This window comes from Rhizobium sp. SJZ105 (genome assembly GCF_007828365.1).
Classification (GTDB): Bacteria; Pseudomonadota; Alphaproteobacteria; order Rhizobiales; family Rhizobiaceae; genus Agrobacterium; species Agrobacterium tumefaciens.
This window is the reverse complement of record NZ_VIUP01000006.1, coordinates 1-17868: the sequence shown is the minus strand read 5'-3', so window position 1 is coordinate 17868 and position 17868 is coordinate 1. Positions and strand designations below refer to the sequence as shown.

13 protein-coding genes are annotated in these 17868 nt (G+C 58.4%); 8 read left to right on the top strand and 5 right to left on the bottom strand.

The window, feature by feature from the left end; translation table 11 throughout:
• Positions 1 to 3: 3 nt before the first annotated feature.
• A complete protein-coding gene (locus FB593_RS18135; protein ID WP_186447940.1) occupies positions 4 to 348 on the bottom strand; it encodes a DUF883 family protein in 345 nt (114 codons plus the stop codon).
• 67 nt (positions 349 to 415) lie between these two features.
• Complete coding sequence (locus FB593_RS18130) at positions 416 to 649, bottom strand: hypothetical protein (RefSeq protein ID WP_004432079.1); 234 nt, start codon at positions 647 to 649, stop codon at positions 416 to 418.
• Here FB593_RS18130 and nspC point away from each other — a divergent pair.
• Positions 648 to 1745, top strand: a complete 1098-nt coding sequence (nspC, locus tag FB593_RS18125; protein ID WP_004432082.1) for a carboxynorspermidine decarboxylase — start codon at positions 648 to 650, stop codon at positions 1743 to 1745. The genes FB593_RS18130 and nspC overlap by 2 nt on opposite strands.
• A 59-nt stretch (positions 1746 to 1804) precedes the next feature.
• On the top strand, positions 1805 to 3043 hold the full coding sequence (locus FB593_RS18120; protein ID WP_004432085.1) for a saccharopine dehydrogenase family protein: 1239 nt from the start codon (positions 1805 to 1807) through the stop codon (positions 3041 to 3043).
• 121 nt (positions 3044 to 3164) lie between these two features.
• Here FB593_RS18120 and FB593_RS18115 read toward each other — a convergent pair whose 3' ends face one another.
• A complete protein-coding gene (locus FB593_RS18115) occupies positions 3165 to 5012 on the bottom strand; it encodes a DEAD/DEAH box helicase (protein WP_004432087.1) in 1848 nt (615 codons plus the stop codon).
• 390 nt (positions 5013 to 5402) lie between these two features.
• Between FB593_RS18115 and FB593_RS18105 the strand changes: the two genes are divergently transcribed.
• The 6 genes from FB593_RS18105 to clpB all read left to right on the top strand — a co-directional run bounded on the left by FB593_RS18105 (position 5403) and on the right by clpB (position 15299).
• Positions 5403 to 6680, top strand: a complete 1278-nt coding sequence (locus FB593_RS18105; RefSeq protein WP_145166848.1) for an aspartate kinase — start codon at positions 5403 to 5405, stop codon at positions 6678 to 6680.
• Between the two features lie 176 nt (positions 6681 to 6856).
• Positions 6857 to 9124 (top strand): phosphoenolpyruvate--protein phosphotransferase, encoded by a 2268-nt coding sequence (ptsP, locus tag FB593_RS18100; protein WP_004432101.1) that lies wholly within the window; start codon positions 6857 to 6859, stop codon positions 9122 to 9124.
• A 28-nt stretch (positions 9125 to 9152) separates the two neighbouring features.
• Positions 9153 to 10235 carry a peptide chain release factor 1 gene (gene prfA, locus FB593_RS18095; RefSeq protein ID WP_013762139.1) on the top strand — a complete coding sequence of 361 codons (1083 nt, stop codon included), beginning with the start codon at positions 9153 to 9155 and terminating at the stop codon, positions 10233 to 10235.
• Positions 10232 to 11101, top strand: coding sequence for a peptide chain release factor N(5)-glutamine methyltransferase (gene prmC / locus FB593_RS18090; protein ID WP_111802419.1), 870 nt, complete (start codon positions 10232 to 10234; stop codon positions 11099 to 11101). The genes prfA and prmC overlap by 4 nt, the downstream gene beginning before the upstream one ends.
• Positions 11102 to 11496: 395 nt before the next feature.
• Entirely contained in the window at positions 11497 to 12303 is an 807-nt protein-coding gene (locus FB593_RS18085; protein WP_004432110.1) for a DUF4167 domain-containing protein, read from the top strand.
• A gap of 371 nt (positions 12304 to 12674) precedes the next feature.
• Positions 12675 to 15299: an ATP-dependent chaperone ClpB gene (clpB, locus tag FB593_RS18075; RefSeq protein WP_065702986.1), complete on the top strand. Its 2625-nt coding sequence runs from the start codon at positions 12675 to 12677 to the stop codon at positions 15297 to 15299.
• Positions 15300 to 15367: 68 nt separating this feature from the next.
• Here clpB and FB593_RS18070 read toward each other — a convergent pair whose 3' ends face one another.
• A complete protein-coding gene (locus FB593_RS18070) occupies positions 15368 to 17314 on the bottom strand; it encodes a M23 family metallopeptidase (protein WP_145166832.1) in 1947 nt (648 codons plus the stop codon).
• 369 nt (positions 17315 to 17683) lie between these two features.
• Positions 17684 to 17868, bottom strand: a 185-nt coding sequence (locus tag FB593_RS27715; RefSeq protein ID WP_210246040.1) for a hypothetical protein, incomplete at its 5' end; no start/stop codon positions are given.

The window sequence follows — 17868 nt, the reverse complement described above, 5'->3', positions numbered from 1 at the left end:
GCCTTATCGACGTGTGAGGAGGGCGAGCACGAAACCGACACCAACGGCGATGCCGAGGGACTGCAGCGGGTTCTTCTGGACCTGATCCGTCAGATTGTCGTTCAGCGAGGAAATTTCGTTGCGAACGCTGTCGGCCATCTCGCCGGAAGCGGTCAGTGCGTCGTCGGCCACGCGGGCGGCCTGCGCCTTCAGTTCATGCGAGGCTCCAACGCCCAGCGTCTTAACGCTCTTGGCAAGATTTGCCAGATCTTCGCGAAGTTGGGCAAGCTGTGCTGCCACATCGGCTGCATCGCCGTTTTCGAGGGATTGCTGGATCTTGTCGTTGACGCTGCTACGCACGCTTGCCATGGGTGAAGTCCTTCCTGGAACATCGTTGATGGAAATGGCGTCAGGTCAAAAAGACTGCCGCCGCGGATCAATGCCGACGCTTACGAACTTTCGTTGCGGCAGCCGTAAACCCGATTGTCCGCCATTCAAACGCGCCGATGCCCGCTTGGTTCCGCGGCTTGGCGAGTTTTCTCCCGCGGATTTTGCGGCGGGGGCAATTTTCCGGGAATTCGGTGCCGGACATTTGTTTTCCTGTAACAAGCATCATATAAGGCCCATCATCCAGACGGACCTTGACTTCAATCAATATGTGAAAAGCCATGCTTCAGACGCCCTATTACCTCATCGACAAGACAAAACTTCTTCGCAACATGGAGAAGATTGCCTATGTGCGGGAAAAATCCGGCGCCAAGGCGCTTCTGGCGCTGAAGTGCTTTGCAACATGGTCGGTTTTCGATTTCATGTCGCAATATATGGACGGCACCACCTCGTCGTCGCTTTATGAAGTGCGTCTGGGCCGCGAGAAATTCAGTGGCGAAACCCACGCCTATTCCGTCGCTTATGCCGACTACGAAATCGACGAGGTGATTTCGAACGCGGACAAGATCATCTTCAATTCCATCAGCCAGCTTGAGCGCTTTGCAGAAAAGGCCTCCGGTATCACCCGGGGTCTGCGCCTCAATCCGCAGGTCAGCTCTTCGAGCTTCGATCTTGCCGATCCCGCACGTCCCTTCAGCCGTCTCGGCGAATGGGATGTCGCCAAGGTCGACAAGGTCATGGACCGGATCTCCGGCTTCATGATCCACAACAATTGCGAAAACGGCGATTTTTCGTTGTTCGACCGCATGTTGACGCAGATTGAAGAGAAATTCGGATCGCTCCTGTCGCGTGCGGAATGGGTCAGCCTCGGCGGCGGCATCCATTTTACCGGCGACAACTATCCGCTCGACCAGTTCTGTGATCGCCTGGCGGCCTTTTCGGAAAAATACGGCGTTCAGGTCTATCTTGAGCCCGGCGAAGCGTCGATCACCAAGAGCACGACGCTTGAAGTGACGGTTCTCGACACGCTGTTCAATGGCAAGAACCTCGCCGTCGTCGACAGCTCCATCGAAGCGCATATGCTCGACCTCCTGATCTATCGCGAAACCGCCAAGGTTTTGCCGAACGAGGGCGAACATCCCTACATGGTCTGCGGCAAATCCTGCCTTGCGGGCGATATTTTCGGCGACTTCCGGTTCGACAAGGAGCTGAAGGTCGGTGATCGTATCTCCTTTGAGGATGCGGCCGGCTACACCATGGTCAAGAAGAACTGGTTCAATGGCGTGAAGATGCCGGCGATTGCCATCAAGGAACTCGACGGCAGCGTGCGTGCCGTTCGCGAATTCGACTTTGCCGATTTCGAGCAAAGCCTGTCTTAAACCCTGTTTTAACATGAAACGAAGCTGATCCCTGCGGGGAAAAGGAGGCATCACCTGAAATGAAGAAGAACGTTCTGATCATCGGCGCCGGTGGCGTAGCACAGGTCGTGGCGCATAAATGCGCCCAGAACAGCGATGTATTGGGAGACATTCATATTGCGTCACGGACTTTGGAAAAGTGCCGCAAGATTGTCGAGTCCGTACGCGAAAAGAAGAGCCTCAAGACAGATGTGAAACTTGAGGCCCATGCGCTTGACGCGATGGATATCGAGGCGACGAAAGCCTTGATTACGAAAACCGGCGTAGAGATCGTCATCAACGTCGGTTCGGCTTTCGTCAACATGTCCGTTCTTCGTGCCTGCATGGACACGGGTGTTGCTTATATGGATACGGCGATCCACGAGGATCCCACCAAGATTTGCGAGGCGCCGCCGTGGTACGGAAACTACGAGTGGAAGCGCGCTGCCGAATGCAAGGAAAAGGGCGTAACGGCACTGCTCGGCGTCGGTTTCGATCCCGGCGTGGTCAATGCCTATGCCCGCCTTGCCAAGGATGAATATTTCGACAAGGTCACCTCGGTCGATATCGTCGATATCAATGCCGGCAGCCATGGCCGCTGGTTCTCCACCAACTTCGATCCGGAAATCAACTTCCGCGAATTCACCGGTGTCGTCTATTCCTGGCAGAATGGCCAGTGGCAGACGAACCAGATGTTCGAGGTCGGCCAGGAATTCGATCTGCCGGTTGTCGGCAAGCAGAAGGCCTATATGACCGGCCATGACGAAGTGCATTCGCTATCCAAAAACATGGATGGCGCCGATGTGCGCTTCTGGATGGGCTTCGGCGATCACTACATCAACGTTTTCACCGTGCTGAAGAACCTCGGTCTTCTCTCCGAAAAGCCGGTCAAGACTGCCGAAGGTCTGGAAGTCGTGCCGTTGAAGGTGGTCAAGGCCGTATTGCCGGATCCGTCTTCGCTTGCACCCGACTATGTCGGCAAGACCTGCATCGGCGATGTCGTCAAGGGCATCAAGGATGGCAAGGAACGCGAAGTCTTCATCTACAACGTGGCCGACCACAAGGAAGCCTACGAGGAAGTTGGATCGCAGGGCATTTCCTACACCGCCGGCGTTCCTCCGGTCGCTGCCGCCATGCTGATTGCCACCGGCGAGTGGGATGTGAAGCAGATGGCCAATGTGGAAGAACTGCCACCGCAGCCTTTCCTGAACCTTCTGAACAAGATCGGCCTTCCAAGCCGTATCAAGGACGAAAACGGCGACCGCGTCCTGACGTTCTGATCCATCAAGACAATAAAAAGCCCCGCAAAAGCGGGGCTTTTTTTGTGATGAAGTTTGCCGGTTACTTGGCATCATCCTCGGCCTTAAGCCGAGGATTTACCGCACGGTAATGACCCGCGCATCAGCCCTTTGCCGGCTTCGGTCCGCGCTTTTCGAAAGGCCGGTCCTTCTTGCCTTCGAATTTGGGCTTGTCGCCGAAAGTCTTTTTCTTTTTCCAGGGCTTGTCGTCGCCCTTGCGGTCGTCGGCTGCGCCGCCAGCATTATTGGGTTTGTTGAACTTCCGCTGGGCCGTGGCCGGGCGGGTGTCCTCGCGAACACTGCCAGTCATTTCCGGCTTGCCTTCCAGCGCCTTCAGACGAATGCCCTTTTCGAGCATCATGTCCTTGCCGATGGCGGAGGTGAAACGATCGACGGCATCGGCCGCCAGTTCCACAAAGGTCTCCGTCTGCTGCATGCGAATGGCGCCGATATCCTGACGGGTGATCTTTCCGAAGCGGCAGAGCATGGGGATGAGCCAGCGGGGTTCGGCGCTCTGCTTGCGGCCCACCGAAAGCGAAAACCAAGCGCTGTCGGAAAAGTCGGAACGTTCGCGGCGCGGCGCGTCGTTTTCAGGGGTTTCGAAGCTGTCGCGGCGCGGTTTGCGAGTATTGTCCAGCGCGACTTCGGTGATGTCTTCCGGGGCGGAACGTCCGGCGTGGTAAAGGCGCACGAAGGCGGCTGCTACTTTTTCCGCGCCATGCTGCTCGAGCAGCTGCTTGACGAAATCACGCTCGTCATCGGCCACGGCCTCGGTGAGAGCCGGGTCGGCCAGGAGACGGGCGCCGTCGCGTTCAACGATCTCTTCGACCGAAGGCGGGCGAACCCATGCTGCGCTGACCTTGGCACCTTCCAGAAGGCGTTCGGCCTTGCGGCGCTGGTTGACAGGCACCACGATGGCGCTGACGCCCTTTTGCCCGGCGCGGCCGGTACGGCCGGAACGGTGGAGAAGCGTTTCCGAATTGGTCGGCAGGTCGGCGTGGATAACCAGTTCGAGACCAGGCAGGTCGATGCCGCGTGCAGCAACGTCAGTCGCCACGCAAACCCGGGCGCGACCGTCACGCATTGCCTGAAGCGCATGCGTGCGTTCGTTCTGGGTCAGTTCGCCTGAAAGCGCCACGACGGAAAAGCCGCGATTGTTCAGACGGGCCGTCAGATGGTTTACGGCCGCACGTGTGGAGCAGAAAACGATGGCGTTGCGGGCTTCGTAAAAGCGCAGCGCATTGATGATGGCGTTTTCGCGGTCGGAGCCAGTCACCAGCAAGGCGCGGTATTCGATGTCCACATGCTGCTTCTGTTCTGAAGCGGTGGCGATGCGAACGGCGTTCTTCTGGTAGCTTTCGGCAAGCTTGGCGATGCTGCGCGGAACGGTGGCCGAGAACATCAGCGTGCGGCGGTTATCCGGCGATTCTTCCAGAATGAATTCCAGATCTTCGCGGAAGCCGAGATCGAGCATCTCGTCGGCCTCGTCCAGTACCACGGCGCGTAGCGACGACAGATCGAGCGCGCCGCGCTTGATGTGGTCGCAGAGGCGGCCGGGGGTGCCGACGATAATATGCGCGCCTCGCTCCAGTGCGCGTCGTTCGCTGCGGATATCCATGCCGCCAACACAGGACGCGATCGATACGCCAGCGAATTCATAAAGCCATTCCAGCTCGCGCTTGACCTGCATGGCCAGTTCGCGGGTTGGCGCAATGGCGAGTGCCAGCGGCGCGGAAGCCTGGCCGAAACGGGTGTTTTCCGACAGTAGCGTGGTCGCGAGCGCAATGCCGAAGGCAACTGTCTTGCCGGAGCCGGTCTGCGCGGAAACCAGCGCGTCCTTGTCGGCGAGTTCCGGCGAAAGCATGGCCTTCTGCACGGGGGTCAAATCTTTGTAGCCGCGTTTTTCCAACGCCTGCGCGATCGCCGGGGCGATACCCTGGGTGTCTGTCATCTACCGTCTTTCGGATATGAAGCTGCCTGCATCCGCCCGAAACCAATAGGTCCTAAAGTCTCCGGGGCAGCCGATGCAGGCCATTACGGCCATCTGGCCGGTTGCATTGCCGCGCTCCATACTGCGAATAGGCCCGTTTGTACAGTGCACTGCGGTACGCTCTTTCACAACGCCGCATGCGGTCGCCCATTCCATCCCGACATCTTCTTTCGCCGGGGCTATAAAAAAAGGCGTACCGCATGGTTCATAAACGGCATTGCGTGCCCCCCGCCTTTTCGCTAAGAGACCCGCAACTTTAGGCTCTTTATCAAAAAAAGAGCCGACTGGGTTTGTTCTTGTCCGCACCTGAAAAACGGCTGGCGGAAAAAAGGGATGGTACTGGTCAAGGCTATGGCTCGCATTGTCATGAAATTCGGCGGCACGTCCGTCGCGAACCTCGAACGCATTCACAATGTCGCACGGCATGTGAAACGCGAAGTGGATGCCGGCCATGAAGTGGCCGTGGTCGTTTCCGCCATGTCCGGTAAAACCAACGAGTTGGTGGACTGGGTGCAGAATGCTGCAAAGGTAGCTGGCGCCAACGCCGCCTCCTTTTACGATGCGCGCGAATATGACGCGGTCGTTGCATCCGGCGAGCAGGTGACATCGGGTCTTCTGGCGATCACGCTGCAATCCATGGGCATCAATGCGCGCTCATGGCAGGGCTGGCAGATTCCGATCCGCACAGACAATGCACATGGTGCCGCCCGCATTCTCGAGATTGACGGTTCGGATATCGTTCACCGCATGGGCGAGGGCCAGGTTGCCGTTGTTGCCGGTTTCCAGGGCATCGGCCCGGATAACCGCATTGCGACGCTCGGTCGCGGCGGTTCGGACACATCAGCCGTTGCCATCGCCGCCGCCGTCAAGGCGGACCGTTGCGATATCTATACCGATGTCGATGGCGTCTATACCACCGATCCGCGCATCGAGCCCAAGGCTCGCCGCATGAAGAAGATCGCTTTCGAGGAAATGCTCGAAATGGCGTCTCTCGGTGCGAAGGTTCTGCAGGTTCGCTCCGTCGAGCTTGCCATGGTACACAAGGTGCGCACCTTCGTTCGCTCCAGTTTCGAGGATCCCGATGCGCCGGGCATGGGCGACCTCATCAACCCGCCCGGTACTTTGATTTGTGACGAGGAAGAAATCGTGGAACAGGAAGTCGTAACCGGCATCGCCTATGCCAAGGATGAAGCACAGATCTCGCTGCGCCGCGTGGCCGACCGTCCGGGCGTCTCCGCCGCGATCTTCGGGCCACTGGCCGGAGCGCATATCAATGTCGACATGATCGTGCAGAACATCTCCGAAGATGGGTCGCGCACCGACATGACCTTCACCGTTCCTTCTGGCGACGTTGCCAAGGCTCTGCGCGTTCTGGACGAGAACAAGGCCCAGATCGGCTTCGACGTTGCGCAGAACGAGACCGGCCTTGCCAAGGTTTCGGTCATCGGTATCGGCATGCGCAGCCATGCCGGCGTTGCTGCCAGCGCCTTCAAGGCGCTTGCCGAGAAGAACATCAACATCAAGGCCATCACCACCTCCGAGATCAAGATTTCGATCCTGATCGACGGTGCCTATGCCGAACTGGCCGTTCGCACTTTGCATTCTGCTTACGGTCTCGATAAGAACTAAGTTCGAGACATCGGTTCCCGATGCTCCGATTCTTCGGGGTTGCGTTTTTCCGATGTGGCGTTTCATGAAAGCGTGTCCCTTGCGGGACGCGCTTCTCGCGCTATAAATTTTTTAAATGACGTTTTGATTCTCGAATATTATGACATTCGGATCGGAAGCGTCGGGGAGCAAACGCGATGAGAGACCTTTCTGCAGGTCCGCGCGTCCTGCTAAAGCGGCTGCGCGAAATGATGGCGGAGCACCTTGAGCCGCAGGACCGTCTGGACCAGATCGTCCGTCAGATAGCCAGCAACATGGTGGCGGAGGTTTGCTCGGTCTACGTGCTGCGTTCCGACAGCGTGCTGGAGCTTTACGCTACCGAAGGTCTCAACAAGGATGCCGTGCATCTTGCCCAGCTGAAAATGGGGCAGGGTCTTGTCGGTACCATTGCCGCTTCCGCCCAACCTCTCAATCTTTCCGATGCGCAGGCGCATCCGGCTTTCCGCTATCTTCCTGAAACCGGTGAGGAAATTTATCATTCCTTCCTCGGCGTGCCGATTTTGCGCTCCGGTCGCACTCTTGGCGTTCTTGTGGTCCAGAACAAGGTCAGCCGAACATACCGGGAGGATGAAGTTGAAGCGCTCGAGACAACCGCGATGCTCATCGCTGAAATAGTGGCGAGCGGTGAATTGAAAAAGATCACCCGCCCCGGTGTGGAGCTGGACCTGACGCGTGCCGTTTCCATTGATGGCGATGCTTATGGCGAAGGCATCGGTCTTGGTCATGTCGTGCTGCATGACCCCCGAATCGTTGTCACCAATCTGCTGAATGAGGATGCCGATACCGAAATCCTGCGTCTTGCCGACGCGATCGGTTCGCTGCGCCTGTCGATCGACGACATGTTGCAGCGCCGCGACGTCCCGACCGAAGGCGAGCATCGCGAGGTTCTTGAGACCTACCGCATGTTCGCCCACGATCAGGGCTGGGTGCGGCGCATGGAAGAAGCTATCCGCAACGGCCTGACGGCGGAAGCTGCGGTCGAGAAAGTGCAGAGCGACACAAAGGCGCGCATGATGCGCCTGACTGATCCCTATCTTCGCGAGCGCATGCATGATTTCGACGATCTCGCCAACCGGCTGCTGCGCCAGCTGATCGGTTTCGGCGGTCGAAGCCCCGAGCATGATTTTCCACTGGACGCCATCGTTCTGGCGCGCGCCATGGGTGCCGCCGAATTGCTGGATTACCCGCGTGAGAAATTGCGCGGCCTGGTGCTCGAAGACGGTGCGGTGACGAGCCACGTCGTCATCGTGGCGCGCGCCATGGGCATTCCGATCATCGGGCAGGCGACGGGCATCGTCGCCCTCGCTGAAAATAACGATCCCATCATCATCGACGGCGATGACGGCCAGGTGCATTTGCGCCCGATGTCGGATTTGCAGCGCGCCTATGAGGAAAAGGTGCGCCTGCGTGCCAAGCGCCAGGAGCAGTTCCGCGCGCTTCGCAATGTCGAGCCGATCACCAAGGATGGCCAGAAGGTCAACCTCAAGATGAATGCGGGCCTTCTCGTAGATCTGCCGCAGCTCGAGGAATCCGGCGCCGATGGCATCGGCCTGTTCCGCACCGAGCTGCAGTTCATGATCGCCTCCAACATGCCCAAGGGCGAGGAGCAGGAAGCGTTCTATAGGTCCGTCTTGCGGCAGGCCAAGGGCAAGAGCGTTACCTTCCGCACGCTGGATATTGGCGGCGACAAGGTCGTTTCCTATATGCGCGGCCAGGAAGAGGAAAACCCGGCGCTCGGCTGGCGGGCGATCCGCCTGTCGCTCGACCGCCCGGGTCTGATGCGCACGCAGATGCGCGCGCTTCTGCGTGCTGCCTCAGGTGCTGAACTACGCATGATGTTGCCGATGGTGACGGAGGTTTCCGAAATCCGCGCGGCGCGCGATCTGCTTCAGAAGGAAGTGCAGCATCTTTCGAAATTCAGCCATGCGCTTCCGAAAAAGCTGCAATTTGGTGCGATGCTGGAAGTACCTTCGCTGATGTGGCAGCTCGATGAGCTGATGCAGGAAGTGGATTTCGTCTCCGTCGGTTCGAACGACCTGTTCCAGTTTTCGATGGCGGTCGATCGCGGCAATGCAAGGGTTTCGGATCGTTTCGACAATCTTGGCAAGCCGTTCCTGCGCATTCTGCGCGATATCGTGCGCGCTGGCGAAAAGCACCACACCTCGGTCACGCTTTGCGGCGAAATGGCAAGCAAGCCACTTTCGGCCATGGCTTTGATCGGCCTTGGTTTCCGTTCGGTTTCCATGTCGCCGACGGCGATTGGTCCCGTCAAGGCCATGCTTCTCGGGCTTGATGCCGCGAGCCTTGCCGATGAGCTGAACGCTGCGCTCGACGATCATAATTCGCTGGAAAGCGCGCGCGAGGTGTTGTTACGCTTTGCCGCGACGCATTCCATTCCCATTTAAAAGACCTGTTTCATAATCGGAGTGACTGGTGGCGAAGCTTCCCGTCGAAAAAATGCGCGAGTTGGAAAGGCGTTTCGGAGAGATCGAAGCGCGGATGTCGGCTGGTCCGGCAGCGGATGTCTATGTGAAGCTGGCTTCGGAATATTCCGAACTTGAGCCGGTGGTGAAAAAAGTCCGCGAATACGAAAAGGCGGTCTCCGAGGCCGCCGATCTGCAGGCGCTGCTTGCCGACAAGACGACCGACAAGGACATGCGCGATCTGGCGGAAATGGAGCTGCCGGAGGTCGAGGCCCGAATCGGCGAGCTTGAGAAGGAAATGCAGGTCCTGCTGCTTCCCAAGGATGCGGCGGACGAAAAAAGCGCCATCCTCGAAATCCGCGCCGGCACGGGCGGATCCGAAGCGGCACTTTTCGCCGGCGATCTGTTTCGCATGTATGAGCGCTTCGCTTCAGCCAAGGGCTGGAAAGTTGAAGTTCTTTCCGCAAGCGAAGGCGAGGCGGGCGGTTACAAGGAAATCATCGCCACGATCAGCGGGCGTGGGGTGTTTTCCAAGCTTAAATTCGAATCCGGCGTGCACCGCGTGCAGCGCGTGCCGGAAACAGAAGCGAGCGGCCGCATCCACACCTCGGCAGCCACTGTTGCCGTGCTGCCGGAGGCGGAGGATATCGATGTCGAAATTCGCCCGGAAGACATTCGTATCGACACGATGCGCGCTTCGGGCGCAGGCGGCCAGCACGTCAATACCACTGACTCCGCCGTTCGCATCACCCATCTTCCGACGGGTTTGATCGTTACCAGTTCTGAAAAGTCGCAGCACCAGAACCGCGCCAAGGCCATGCAGGTTCTGCGTTCGCGTCTTTACGACATCGAGCGCCAGAAGGTGGAAAGCGAGCGTTCAGCCGACCGCAAGAGCCAGGTCGGTTCCGGCGACCGTTCCGAGCGTATCCGCACTTACAATTTTCCGCAGGGGCGGGTCACCGATCACCGCATCAACCTGACCCTCTACAAGCTCGACCGGATGATCGAAGGCGAGATCGACGAGCTTGTCGACGCGCTGATTGCTGATTATCAGGCCGGCCAGCTTGCCCAGCTTGGCGAACAACAGCTTTGAGTGGCGGCGCTGACGGGACCGTTTCGACCGAGCTTGCCGCAGCCCGCAAACGGCTGCAGGCGGCGGGCATCGCCGATCCGCTGCTTGATGCGCGCCTGCTGGTCGCCGACGTTACCGGTTTTTCACTGACCGATTTCGTGATGAAACCGGACCATCCCGTCACCCGGGAAGAAAGCGCCCGCATTGCCGCCATGGTCGAAAGGCGCGCAGGCGGAGAGCCAGTTCATCGTATTCTCGGCCACCGCGAATTTCACGGGCTCGATCTTCTTTTATCGACGGAGACGCTCGAACCCCGCCCGGATACGGAAGTTCTCGTCGATACGCTGTTGCCTGCGTTGAAAAAAATTGTTGCCGACAAGGGCAGTGCGCGCATTCTGGATCTGGGTACGGGCACGGGTGCGATCTGTCTGGCGCTTCTCAAGGAATGTCCGGAAGCAACTGGCGTCGGCAGCGATATCTCCGCCGATGCGCTGGAAACCGCAGCGAAAAACGCTGCCCGAAATGGTCTCGCCTCGCGTTTTGAAACCGTGCGTAGCGACTGGTTCAAAAAAATCTCTGGCAGGTTTGACATAATTGTGTCGAATCCGCCTTATATAAGAAGTGACATCGTCACAACGCTAGACCGAGAGGTTCGCCATCACGATCCGATGGCGGCGCTGGACGGAGGTCAGGACGGCCTTGCACCGTACCGCCTCATCGCTGCCGACGCAGGCCGCTTTCTTGTGGAAAACGGGATTGTCGGTGTGGAGATCGGTTTCGATCAAAGGCTTGATGTTTCCGCTTTATTTGCTTCCCACGGCTTCTCTCTTCTCGACGCCGTGAAGGATTATGGCGGCAACGACAGAGTTTTGACCTTCCGGAGATAGTTGTTCGCGATACGTCTGCGGATTATTTGCAAGGATATTTTGCACAGCAAAAGAAAAGGCTTGGATTTCCGCATGAAGCGGGATAGTTTGCCGCCACATGCCGGGTGGCTGAGGACGAATTTAGATTCGTCAGGGTATGGGTCAGTCCCGAAGCGGGTTCTTTTGAGAACCCTGAAGGCTGGGCGTTTCCGGCATGTGAATCAGTAAACTTTGTTCGCAGGTGGCTCGTTGCAGCATTTTGCGCGACCGGTCGTCATACGCGGGGTCTTGTCTGGGGTTATCTCCAGCAGGGCGCGTAATGGAGCAATTTCAGGAAAAGTTTCCAGCGGTTTTCCGCCCGGAATTGCATGAAAATAACCAGATTGTCAGCAAAACAGAATTCAGGTGAGCAATTGATGAGGCCAGGACAGCAAAACAAGCGCGGCCGGGGGCGTGGAAGCAACAACAACAATAACAATGGTGGCGGTAACAACAACAACTTCAACCGCAAGGGCGGTAACCCGCTCACCAGGACTTATGACAGCTCCGGTCCCGATGTTAAAATTCGTGGCACAGCCCAGCACATAGCGGAAAAATACGCCACCCTTGCGCGGGACGCGCAGAGTGCTGGCGACCGTGTGATCGCTGAAAACTATCTGCAGCACGCTGAACACTACAATCGTATCATCGCCACCGCTCAGGCCCAGATGCAGGAGCGTTTCCAGCGCGACGACCGTGGCGAATACAATGCTTCGGATGCCGACGATATGGATATGAACGACGGTGACGATGGTGCACCGCAGCAGCAGTTCGAACAGCCGGAACGGGTTCAGCAGCCGGAGCGCCAGGAACGGCAGGAGCGCACCGAGCGTTCCGAGCCGCGTCAGGAACGTCGTGAGCGCCCGGACCGCCGTGAACGGCAGGAGCGCCAGCCGCGCCAGCCGCAGGCTTCGGACGAACGGCAGCAGCCGGTATACGACGCCAGCCAGGCGCCTCAGCCCGTCATCGAAGGCACGCCTATGGAAGTGGCCGTCGAGGAACAGCAGCAACAGACGGAAGCGCCAGCGACTGAACGCGCACCAAAGGCACGCCGCGCCACTGGCCCACGCCCGCGTCGCCCGCGCCGCGCCGCAACCGCGGAAGGTGCTGAGGGTGCCGAAGGCGGAGATACGCCAGCCGGTGATGAGGCAACACCTGCCACGCTCGAAAACGCTGCTGAATAAGCAGGGTTTTCAAAATACCACGCGATTGAAAAAACTCCGGCTTGCCGGAGTTTTTTTGTTTTTGGGGTCGGGTGTAAAAGCTTGGGCGCTTTTCGAAGGGGGCAATCGCGGCAAACAGTCGTGACGTTTATCAAGTCCGGCTAAAATTTCCCCGGCAGTCGTTTTCCTCCCCTTTAAACCGATGAAAATGCCTCCCATATTCGTGCGGTAAGGACGGATGCCGCATGCAGCGGTAACCGCCCATCAAGAGGCGGCAATCGTGAAATCTGTAAAACGCGACTGCCGTAGCGGGGCTTGCCTTTGAGGGAGCCTCAACCCAAACACCCGGATCCGTGCCGAAAGCGGGCGGGCCGGTATATGGAGGTTCGACTATGAATATTGAAAAATACTCCGAGCGCGTTCGCGGTTTTCTGCAATCGGCGCAGACGTTTGCGCTTGCGGAAAATCACCAGCAGTTTTCTGCCGAACATGTGCTGAAAGTTCTGCTTGATGACGAGCAGGGCATGGCGGCATCGCTGATCGAGCGGGCTGGCGGCGACTCCAAGGAAGTGCGTCTGGCCAACGATGCGGCACTGGCGAAATTGCCCAAGGTTTCCGGCGGCAATGGCGGCCTTTCCCTCACGGCTCCACTTGCGAAAGTGTTCTCGACTGCGGAAGAACTCGCGAAGAAGGCTGGTGACAGTTTCGTCACCGTCGAGCGTCTTTTGCAGGCGCTGGCGATCGAAAACTCTGCTTCCACCTCGGCGTCCCTGAAAAAGGGCGGCGTGACGGCGCAGGCGCTCAATCAGGTCATCAATGAAATCCGCAAGGGCCGCACGGCTGACAGCGCCAATGCCGAACAGGGCTTCGACGCGCTGAAGAAGTTCGCGCGCGACCTGACGGAGGAAGCCCGCGAAGGCAGGCTCGACCCGGTGATTGGCCGTGATGACGAAATCCGCCGGACAATTCAGGTGCTTTCACGCCGCACCAAGAACAATCCCGTGCTGATCGGTGAACCCGGCGTCGGTAAAACGGCGATTGCCGAAGGTCTTGCGCTGCGCATCGTCAATGGCGATGTGCCCGAAAGCCTTAAAGACAAGAAGCTTATGGCGCTGGATATGGGTGCGCTGATCGCTGGCGCGAAGTATCGCGGCGAGTTCGAGGAGCGTCTGAAGGCGGTACTGAACGAAGTGCAGGCGGAAAATGGCGGCATTATCCTGTTCATCGACGAGATGCACACGCTGGTCGGTGCCGGCAAGGCCGATGGCGCCATGGATGCGTCCAATCTGCTGAAGCCCGCTCTTGCCCGAGGTGAACTGCACTGCGTTGGCGCCACCACGCTGGATGAATATCGCAAGCACGTGGAAAAGGATCCTGCCCTTGCCCGTCGTTTCCAGCCGGTTCTCGTAGATGAGCCGACCGTTGAGGACACGATCTCGATCCTTCGCGGCCTGAAGGAAAAATACGAACAGCACCACAAGGTCCGCATTTCGGATTCGGCCCTGGTTGCAGCTGCAACGCTTTCCAACCGTTACATTACCGACCGGTTCCTGCCCGACAAGGCAATCGACCTGATGGACGAAGCCGCTTCGCGCCTTCGCATGCAGGTGGATTCCAAGCCGGAAGAACTGGACGAACTGGATCGCCGGATCATTCAGCTCAAGATCGAACGCGAAGCCTTGAAGCAGGAGACGGATCAGTCATCCGTCGACCGCCTGAAGAAGCTCGAGGACGAACTGGCCGACACCGAAGAAAAGGCCGATGCCCTGACGGCCCGCTGGCAGGCGGAAAAGCAGAAGCTGGGCCATGCCGCAGACCTCAAGAAGCGGCTGGACGATGCCCGCAACGAACTGGCAAGTGCCCAGCGTAACGGCCAGTTCCAGCGCGCCGGTGAATTGACCTATGGCATCATTCCTGGCCTCGAAAAGGAACTGGCTGCAGCGGAAGCGCGTGACAGCACCGGTGCTGGCTCGATGGTTCAGGAAGTGGTGACGGCGGACAACATCGCCCACATCGTTTCCCGCTGGACCGGCATTCCTGTCGACAAGATGCTGGAAGGCCAGCGCGAGAAGCTGCTGCGCATGGAAGACGATCTTGCCAAGTCCGTGGTCGGGCAGGGCGAGGCCGTTCAGGCCGTTTCCAAGGCGGTTCGCCGTTCGCGCGCCGGTCTTCAGGATCCGAACCGGCCGATCGGCTCGTTCATCTTCCTCGGCCCGACGGGCGTGGGCAAGACCGAGCTGACCAAGTCGCTCGCCCGGTTCCTGTTCGACGACGAGACCGCGATGGTTCGCCTCGACATGTCGGAATTCATGGAGAAACACTCCGTTGCCCGGCTTATCGGTGCGCCTCCCGGCTATGTCGGTTACGAAGAGGGCGGTGCGTTAACGGAAGCGGTTCGCCGCCGGCCCTATCAGGTCGTGCTGTTTGACGAGATCGAGAAAGCGCATCCGGACGTGTTCAACGTCCTGTTGCAGGTGCTGGATGATGGCCGCCTGACGGATGGTCAGGGCCGCACCGTCGATTTCAAGAACACCATCATCATCATGACTTCGAACCTCGGTTCGGAATTCATGACGCAGATGGGCGACAATGACGATGTGGATTCGGTTCGCGACCTGGTGATGGAACGGGTCCGGTCGCATTTCCGGCCGGAATTCCTCAACCGTATCGACGATATCATTCTCTTCCATCGCCTGCGGCGCGACGAGATGGGTGCGATCGTGGAGATCCAGCTCAAGCGCCTCGTCTCGCTTCTGGGTGATCGCAAGATCACGCTCGAACTGGATGAGGATGCCCGCAACTGGCTTGCCAATAAGGGTTACGATCCGGCCTATGGCGCACGTCCGCTGAAGCGGGTGATCCAGAAGACGGTTCAGGACAGGCTTGCCGAAATGATCCTCGGCGGCGAGATCCCGGACGGGTCGCGGGTCAAGGTGACCTCTGGCACCGACCGGCTGCTTTTCAAGGTCAAGCCCCCAAAGGGTGAGGCCGAGACTGAAACCGCTGATGCGGCATAAAACGAAAGGGCTCCGGTAACGGAGCCCTTTTTCGTATAGCGGTCCCTCTGGTCACGAGGCCCGGCGGACTAACGGCTCGCCACCTGATTGGGTTTTTCTTCGATGTTGAGTAGATTGTCGATCCGCTTTCTCTCGTCGGAGAACCGCGCGAGCGCTACGCCGGAAAGCGATTTGCCGCCAGGCAGACGCACTTTCATCGCGTCCACTTTCGTGCCGTTAACGATCAGCTCGTAATGCAGATGCGCGCCGGTCGAAAGGCCGGTCGAACCGACATAACCGATTACCTGGCCCTGCCGGACCTTTGAACCCTCGGTGACACCCTTGGCGATGGCGCTCTGGTGGTTATAGGAGGAGACGTAGCCATTGGCGTGGCGGATCAGGGTCTGGTTGCCGTAACCGGAGGCCCAGCCGGCCTTTTCGACAGTGCCGTTGCCTGTCGCGATTATCGGCGTGCCGCGGGCTGCCGCCCAGTCGGTGCCGGTATGCATGCGGCTGAATTTCAAAACCGGATGGCGGCGCATGCCGAAACCTGATGTCATACGACCGTTCGGAACCGGGTTGCGCAACAGGAACTGCCGGATGCTCTTACCGTTCTCGTCGAAATAGTCGATGCTGTTATCGTCCGGGTTCTGGAACCGGTAAAACCGCGTCTCGTTATCGCCGAACTTGGCGTTGACGTAGAGCAGTTCGGACTTGTCCGTCGCCTTGCCATCCGCATCTTCCACGGAGAAGAAGGCCTCCAGCGTATCTGCCGGTTTCAACTGCGCCTGAAAATCGACGCTGCTGGCCAAAAGCTTGATGAGCTGGGAGACCATGCCCTGATTCATGCCATAGGCCAGAGCCGCCCGGTAAACGCCATCGTAGACGCTGGGCAGATCGCGGCCGGCGGCCGGTGCCGGGGTGCTGTCAAAGGCCGTCGCCACCGCGTCGAGCTTCGGCGGTTCGCTGGCCTTGATGAAATTCTTGCGATCGTCTACGGCCATGGTGACCATGTGGCGACCCTTGCGGTAAAGGCTTACGCGTACGATGTCGCTTTTGTCGTCTTCCTGAATAATGCCGACGCGGAGCACATCGCCGCTTTCGACATTGTTCGACTGGAGTTGCGGTGACAACAGGCCAGCGATTTCGGAGGATTGCGCCTTCGAATAACCCGCGCCGAATAAAGCGGCTTCGATGGTTTCGGTCTGGCGGGCAGGGATAACGTCGTCGGCATATTCCTTGACCGGAACCGAGGGCGATTGAGGGGTCGAAACCGACATATTCTGTTCGACGACACGGGCGGCAAGACCGGCGGTGATAACGACATCACCCTCATCATTATCGAAACGACGGGGGTCGATGTAATAGAGCGCTGCAAGCTGCTCGTTACCATCTGTCAGGATCGAGCCGTTCGAGCGCACTGCCTCCTCCACCTCGTCGAAGCTCAGGGAGCCGGCGAAGGGATACTTGGAGTGCTGGATAGGAAAGGCGACCGTTTTCAGGCTGACTTCGGATTCGACCTCGGAGCCGTAGATTGTGCCCGTGCGGCTCGGCGCCGGCGCCGGGGCGTCCTTGTCGTCACCGCTTGCGAAAATGTTCAGGGGATCGAAGGCGGGATAATCGTCCTGTTTGGCGTAGTTGGACGCCAGCGGAATTTTGACGTGAGAGAAGGGAACCTTGCGGACCACTTCCTTGTCGCCCTCGTTGATAACGGTGGAGACTTCCATGATCGACCGGTCCGAGGGCCGGGCCGCAATATTGGGCGCAACGAGGCGTGTGCCGCGGCGTGCCGCTTCCGCGGTATTGTTGCCCATATCCGCCTTGGCGAAGGCCTCGGCCGGAATAGCAAGCTGCTGGCGGCCATCGAGAGCTGCAAACAGCGCAACACCCATCAATATGGAAGAGGTAATGCCGGTAAGGAACGTGCCGGAAAGCCATCTGAGCGAAATCTCACGGCGATCGGGTGCACGGCGCCCTTCCGCCAGAATTGGCGGTTCCGTGCCTAGCGACCGGATCACGTTGCGATCCGCAGTCATACTAGCTGTGCCCCGTGGGTCATGCGCTCTCCAGAAACTTCAGGCGAAGGTGTGCAACTTTCAAAGCCGTGAGTCAAATTGATCGGCACCCTCAATAGATCTGCCGGCAACAGGCTCGCGCGCGTGCCCGCATTAACGTTTTGTTGGCAAAGCAATTAGCGAGGAGTCGGGCCAAAACAAGGCGCAGCACCATTCATATGGGTTCAGGCTGCATTCCCTTGCTGAAAATCGGTCCGTTGGTGGAGGCCAATGGGAGGCAGAATCCCGAAAAATCAAAACTCTCCTTTAAAATCAATGCTTTGAATGTTTTTTTTAGAATTTGTATTTTGGTGTGTTGACTTGTTTGAGGGTGTTCTCTTATAAGTCCGCTCACTGAACGAGGGCGGCGGCGCTGCTGGCGACGAAGTCTTTCGTTCTAAAGAAATCAAGTTGATGAGCTGACTGCTTGTTGTTTTCCAAGGGCTTTTGCTTTTGGGGTTTGATTTTGTGACTGCAATGAGCGGTCTGTTTTTTGACAATTGAATATGAGAAGAAAGAGAAACGTGGGCGGCGAA